Source organism: Legionella cardiaca (assembly GCF_029026145.1).
In the GTDB taxonomy this organism is placed as follows: Bacteria; Pseudomonadota; Gammaproteobacteria; order Legionellales; family Legionellaceae; genus Tatlockia; species Tatlockia cardiaca.
Window position 1 is genome coordinate 2,632,944 of the sequence record NZ_CP119078.1, and the last position, 7,057, is coordinate 2,640,000.

Sequence of the window (7,057 nt, forward strand, 5' to 3'; positions counted from 1 at the left end):
CAGCTACAACATTTTTATGCTGCGAACTATGTAAATTACATTAATGAATAAGTCTGCGGCTCAGAATGTTGTAATTCATAATCCGACTTGCTGGGATGTATACGCCTTGACATTGAATCCAAATATTTTGTGGTCGTAACTTGCCCCCCTGCTAAATTTTTGCCTGCCTCTTTTAATTGTGCAATTACATCAACCATCGTCAATTTATTTATAGACTCAGTGGTTAGAGAAGGCTGCACTCGTTTATCAAAACATTCTTTAATTTGACTGTAATTTAGCTTATATTGCCCTGGATCAACACCGAATAAACCTTGTTTTTTATTATTTGCACGTACATTTATTACCGTCAAACGATGTATAAGGAAGTTTGCAAAGCTAGTTATAAAATTGCCTTCATCAACGAGCTGTGGGGAACTTCTTAAGTGATTAAGAAGAATCTTTCTATCTTTCGCTATGAAATTCTTATTATTTAATAATTTATTAAATTCAATATTGATGCGAATCCATTTTACATGCTCAGTTTCTGGTTGCATTAAGGTACGAATTAATTGTTCCATAAAACCATCTATCAAGGTTTTAGATTTACTACTATATTTTTTTGCTGAAGCTGCCAACTCAATAAATAGAAATTTAGGGTCAAAACAAGTTCTATTTTCAAGTTTAAACATAGATTCATCTTTTATAGTTTTTAACCAACTTAACGTATCTTCATAACGTGTACATTTTTTTATAATGTCCTTTTGTGCTAGAGCTTTCTCAACAATGTTATTCATAACATAAGTATAAATAAAACGAATTTTGCTAAGATCCTCTTGCTCAAGTGCAAACTCTAAAGAATTAAAAAGCTCTTTTCCTGTTGCGGTAGTAGTATTTGTCTGATCCCAAAGATGTAACGGTACTCCCGTTCCCCAGACATAACTAAAATTGTGCGTCATCAGAGAAACTATCACAGTTAATGCACGTCTCGTTGCTTCTTCTTCAGTAACATATTCCCAATCACGAAAAACTTGCTTAGCAGAACAAAGACGCATTTCATCAAGAGCAGCTAAAGATGTTTCCTCAATACCAGGACGAAATCTTGTTTTTGGATCATAATCTAAAACCAGTTTGGCAAGAAATTGTCCTATCACAGCTATACATTCGCGTTGTCGTGGTGGCTCCGCCTTATACCCACATAATGCATATAGATTTTTTATTTCGTTGATGATTTCTGCCGTTACTTCCCCATTTTCTGGTATTTTCTTCAAAAATTCTTGAATTTTAAGGCTTATTTCTGTAATCCCGGGATCAAGTTCAGAAATTACTTTTTGAAGATGTGCTGACTCATAATGCTCACCAACTTTTAATACTTCAAATATAGGTTTAGTAGCTGTACGTTCCTCAGTTTTATTGGTTTTAGTCTCTACAGGTGTTTCGTTTAACTGCACATCATCCATAAGTTCAGAAAAACGTTTTTTCTGTCCACGCCAAACCACAGTATGGGCATAAAGCCGTGCTGCTTCGTCACTGGGTAACTGGCTCACAAAATCGAGGAATTTAATGTAGGCCTGTTCAGCAATCTTTTCCTGCTCACCTGTAATCTTATGGGTTAAGCGCAGTGCCATAGGATTTAATGTTCCATTAACTAAATCTTTTATAGCAACAATTGTTTCTTTAGTTAATGGAAGATTTTCTTCTTCAGTAGTTACTACCTGCGCATAATATTCATAAAACTGTGGTGCAGCAAAAGGTAACCGTTCTAATTCCTTTGTACTCAACATACGAAATCGGTTTGCAATAGAGAAATAATAAAAGGTTCCATTAGATTGATGTTGGCTTATACAATTAGGTAAATAAATAAGCTCCCTTTCATCTTCAGATAAAATAAAATGAGTTAAAGGATAATTGGTCACACTTTCCAGAGTAATCGGATCATTATTGTGTATTAGTGTTGGAATTAATAGTTTATAGTAATTCGCTTCAACATAGCCTGCACCTGCTAAATATTGAGCAAGGCGAATCCACGAGCGATTAGTTTCATTTGGCTTCCGTAAATAATCATCGGCTTTATCTTTAACATATTGCCAACGAAGAGCATAGATTCGTTTAATCTCGTCAATGATTTCAGCTGTTATCTCCCCTTTTTCCGGGATCTTTTCCAAAAGCTCTTGAATTTTAGGTTTTATTTCTATAACGCCTACATCAAGTTTAGTAATCAATTGACGAAGGTGAGATGCATCAAAATACTCTCCTACTTTTAATGTTTCATATACGGGAACCAGATTTTTACACTTACTAATAAGAGTAGGATCAAATCGACATAACCATCTTGCAACATCAGCAAGTTTATCTGCCAAATCAGCAGAATCTTCTAAACAATCAAGTAAAATGTCAACCAGATAATGATTGTGTTGTTTACCGTAAATTTCAATACCGTAGAAATGATTAATGTCTTCCAAAGAACAACGCTCTAAGTCACTAGCCAGTATTTTTAATTTCTTTTTAAATTCATCTAAATTTCCATTTGTTGCTTTGGCATTAAAATATAACTCAACCATTTCAAGCAAATGAGATAATAAATGCTCTGGAAGTTTTCCCTTTTTTTGCCATGTTGGGGTAACTCGTCGTATTACATAATCCCAAAAATTTGCATACGTTTCATGGTCAATCTCTTTTGCCAATTCATCGCCTTTTTTAGAGCGAATTCTAAACATTTCCCTTAATGTTAATGCCCTTGGTTGAATTTTTTTTTGGTCATAGGTTGAGAATACGGCTAAGGGTTGTTGTAATCTTTCAAAAAGTCCCTGCACTCTATGCCATGTTTTACCATCATCGGACAAGTATATGGAACGAGGATCTTGGTTTTGTTCAAGATGGCAAGACAACATATCCGGATCAGAATCATTGAGCAAGGTTGGCATTAATATCATAAGATAGGGCTTTTTAAGTTCATCTCCCAGTTCTTTAGCCAAAGTTACCCAAGGCGTATTAACTTCCCTGGGATCAAATGTATAGTCTATTGGTGAATCTGCTAATTCTTGCCAACGTTGAGCAAAATGCTCTTGTAGCCATTGCAGCTCATCTGCACTCAGCGTTTCGCTTGGAGCATGTAGGCTAGTATTTAGGGAGATTTTATCATTGAATAGAGGATATTTTTCTTGCAAGTCATGTAGTAACTTTTTGTCCACTTTTCCTAATTTATGTTCAATGCTTATAATAGCTTTGATAAATTCATGAACTCGACTGACTAGCATACTACTCTACATCCTGTAATGGTAATTAAGTTTACTGCATTTATTTTAAACTTACGAGAAGAATCTAACACGACTTTTCTATTTTTTAATTGCTTTTGGGTTGAGTGACTAGAATATCATAAATTAGGATATTAAGAATTATTCTCATTTGATTTTTTAAACTATCTTCATTCTGACGCAGCACACCTGACACAAGCAAGTATTACTCTTCTGACTTTATATCGGGATGAGCCGATGCGTATCGTTGAGAATTAATTAATAGCTCATGGAGAATACCTTTAATAAAAGGATTACCATTTTTTAAGAAGTAATAATTGATGATTAAGCGTGATTTTGTCCTTTTACATAAAGGAGATTGTTGAAGGTTGAGAAGATTTTTGTAAAAAAAAAGCGGCCAGAAGGCCGCTTGGAATAAAGCCCTGACGATGACCTACTTTCGCATGAGGACGCCTCACACTATCATCGGCGCTGGTCTGTTTCACTTCTGAGTTCGAGATGGAGTCAGGTGGTTCCAGACCGCTATAGTCGCCAGGAAAACTGTTATCCTGCGGAGAAGCAAAGGGATTAAGCTTTGCCTGTCTCACAGGCTGGTAAAGTAAATTGCATTGGTTACACAAGCATGTCATTCAGTTGCCATACCTGAAGCGATTCAGGTTATATGGTCAAGACAATCAGCCAATTAGTACGAGTTAGCTTCACGCATTACTACGCTTCCACACCTCGCCTATCAACGTCGTAGTCTTCAACGGGCTTCATGGGAAAACTCATCTTGAGGGAGGCTTCCCGCTTAGATGCTTTCAGCGGTTATCCCGTCCGAACTTAGCTACCCGGCAATGCAACTGGCGTCACAACCGGTACACCAGAGGTTCGTCCACTCCGGTCCTCTCGTACTAGGAGCAGCTCCTCTCAATTTTCCTACGCCCACGGCAGATAGGGACCGAACTGTCTCACGACGTTCTAAACCCAGCTCGCGTACCACTTTAAATGGCGAACAGCCATACCCTTGGGACCTGCTTCAGCCCCAGGATGTGATGAGCCGACATCGAGGTGCCAAACACCGCCGTCGATATGAACTCTTGGGCGGTATCAGCCTGTTATCCCCGGAGTACCTTTTATCCGTTGAGCGATGGCCCTTCCATTCAGAACCACCGGATCACTAAGACCTACTTTCGTACCTGCTCGAGCCGTCACTCTCGCAGTCAAGCACCCTTTTGCCTTTACACTCTTGGTACGATGTCCGACCGTACCGAGGGTACCTTTGTGCTCCTCCGTTACTCTTTGGGAGGAGACCGCCCCAGTCAAACTACCCACCATACACTGTCCTCAACCAGGATTACTGGTCCAAGTTAGAACCTCAATAATAACAGGGTGGTATTTCAAGGTCGGCTCCATGCGAACTGGCGTCCGCACTTCTTAGCCTCCCACCTATCCTACACAGTTATCATCAAAGTCCAGTGCAAAGCTGTAGTAAAGGTTCACGGGGTCTTTCCGTCTAGCCGCGGGTACACTGCATCTTCACAGCGATTTCAATTTCACTGAGTCTCGGGTGGAGACAGCGTGGCCATCGTTACGCCATTCGTGCAGGTCGGAACTTACCCGACAAGGAATTTCGCTACCTTAGGACCGTTATAGTTACGGCCGCCGTTTACCGGGGCTTCGATCAAGAGCTTCTCCGAAGATGACCCCATCAATTAACCTTCCGGCACCGGGCAGGCGTCACACCCTATACGTCTTCTTTCGAATTTGCAGAGTGCTGTGTTTTTAATAAACAGTCGCAGCCACCTGGTCTCTGCGACCCTCACCAGCTTCGTTACGCGTGGTAACTAACCAGCAAAGGTGTACCTTCTCCCGAAGTTACGGTACCATTTTGCCTAGTTCCTTCACCCGAGTTCTCTCAAGCGCCTTAGTATTCTCTACTTGTCCACCTGTGTCGGTTTGCGGTACGGTTCTCTATAGGTTATGGCTAGCAGCTTTTCCTGGAAGCGGGGCATCAATGACTTCTCTGCACCACGTATGGTCAGAACCACTCAGCACCTCAGCGTTTCGAGAAACCGGATTTGCCAGGTCTCTCCGCCTACATGCCAGTACCGGGGCAACCAACGCCCGGCTCACCTAGCCTTCTTCGTCCCCACATCACCACCTATAAAAAGTCCAGGAATATTAACCTGGTTCCCATCGACTACGCTCTTCAGCCTCGCCTTAGGGGCCGACTCACCCTGCTCCGATTAACGTCGTGCAGGAAACCTGGGACTTCCGGCGAGAGGGTTTTTCACCCTCTTTATCGTTACTCATGTCAGCATTCGCACTTCTGATACCTCCAGCACACCTCTCGATGCACCTTCTTCAGCCTACAGAACGCTCCCCTACCACGTGTACTTAGTACACATCCGCAGCTTCGGTGTATAGTTTTAGCCCCGTTACATCTTCCGCGCAGGCCGACTCGACCAGTGAGCTATTACGCTTTCTTTAAAGGATGGCTGCTTCTAAGCCAACCTCCTGGCTGTCTGGGCCTTCCCACATCGTTTCCCACTTAACTATAACTTTGGGACCTTAGCTGGCGGTCTGGGTTGTTTCCCTCTTCACGACGGACGTTAGCACCCGCCGTGTGTCTCCCGTGATTCAATTAGCCAGTATTCGGAGTTTGCATCGGTTTGGTAAGCCATGACAGCCCCCTAGCCGAAACAGTGCTCTACCCCCAGTAATCATTCACGAGGCGCTACCTAAATAGCTTTCGGGGAGAACCAGCTATCTCCGGGCTTGATTAGCCTTTCACTCCTAGTCACACCTCATCCGATAATTTTTCAACATTACCCGGTTCGGACCTCCAGTTGGTGTTACCCAACCTTCATCCTGGACATGACTAGATCGCCCGGTTTCGGGTCTACTCACAGCGACTCGCGCCCTATTAAGACTCGATTTCTCTACGGCTTCCTTATTCAGTTAACCTCGCCACTGAAAGTAACTCGCTGACCCATTATACAAAAGGTACGCAGTCACACAGCCTAAGCCATGCTCCCACTGCTTGTACGCAAACGGTTTCAGGTTCTATTTCACTCCCCTCTCCGGGGTTCTTTTCGCCTTTCCCTCACGGTACTGGTTCACTATCGGTCAGTAAGGAGTATTTAGCCTTGGATGATGGTCCACCCATATTCAACCAGGATTACACGTGTCCCGGCCTACTTGTTCGTATGCTTAGTTCTTCATTAATACCACGTGTACGGGGCTTTCACCCTCTGCGGCCAGCCTTCCCAGACTGTTCCACTTCTATTAATGATAAATCATACCAGGCTCTTCCCCGTTCGCTCGCCGCTACTAGGAGAATCTCAATTGATTTCTTTTCCTTCGGGTACTTAGATGTTTCAGTTCCCCGAGTTCGCCTCTACAACCTATGTATTCAGTTGCAGATGACCCACTCTCGTGGGCCGGGTTCCCCCATTCGGACATCTCTGGATCAACGCACGTTTCCAACTCCCCAGAGCTTTTCGCAGGATTCCACGTCCTTCTTCGCCTCTTACTGCCAAGGCATCCACCGTTTGCGCTTCTCTTCTTGACCATATAACCTGAGTCTCCTCAGGCTATACAACAACTTAAGACAATACTAATTCGCTTGTGTTTACCCTTTTTACTTTTTACTTTACCAAATTGTTAATGAACTTCCGGATTAACCAGATAAAAGTAATCTCACAAAAATCACTTTCATCTGACACATCCCCAGAAATGATTGGTGGAGCCGGGGAGGATCGAACTCCCGACCCCCTGCGTGCAAGGCAGGTGCTCTCCCAGCTGAGCTACGACCCCTTTTTTCTTATCTCAGCTTTTCATTT

Annotated in this window: 1 protein-coding gene, 1 tRNA gene and 2 rRNA genes; all 4 read right to left on the reverse strand. The window is 42.5% G+C overall.

Annotated elements, in window-relative coordinates; all coding sequences use genetic code 11:
- Positions 1-35: 35 nt before the first annotated feature.
- Entirely contained in the window at positions 36-3,233 is a 3,198-nt protein-coding gene (locus PXX05_RS11390; protein ID WP_275088336.1) for a hypothetical protein, read from the reverse strand.
- 417 nt (positions 3,234-3,650) lie between these two features.
- Positions 3,651-3,766 (reverse strand): 5S ribosomal RNA (rrf, locus tag PXX05_RS11395).
- A gap of 125 nt (positions 3,767-3,891) precedes the next feature.
- A 23S ribosomal RNA gene (locus PXX05_RS11400) occupies positions 3,892-6,786 on the reverse strand.
- Between the two features lie 169 nt (positions 6,787-6,955).
- A tRNA-Ala gene (locus tag PXX05_RS11405) sits at positions 6,956-7,031 on the reverse strand.
- Positions 7,032-7,057: the final 26 nt, after the last annotated feature.

What these genes read in the sequence shown, in the direction of transcription:
- PXX05_RS11390 (WP_275088336.1), bottom strand. Translation starts at nt 3,233, where the DNA reads ATGCTAGTCAGTCGAGTTCATGAATTTATCAAAGCTATTATAAGCATT.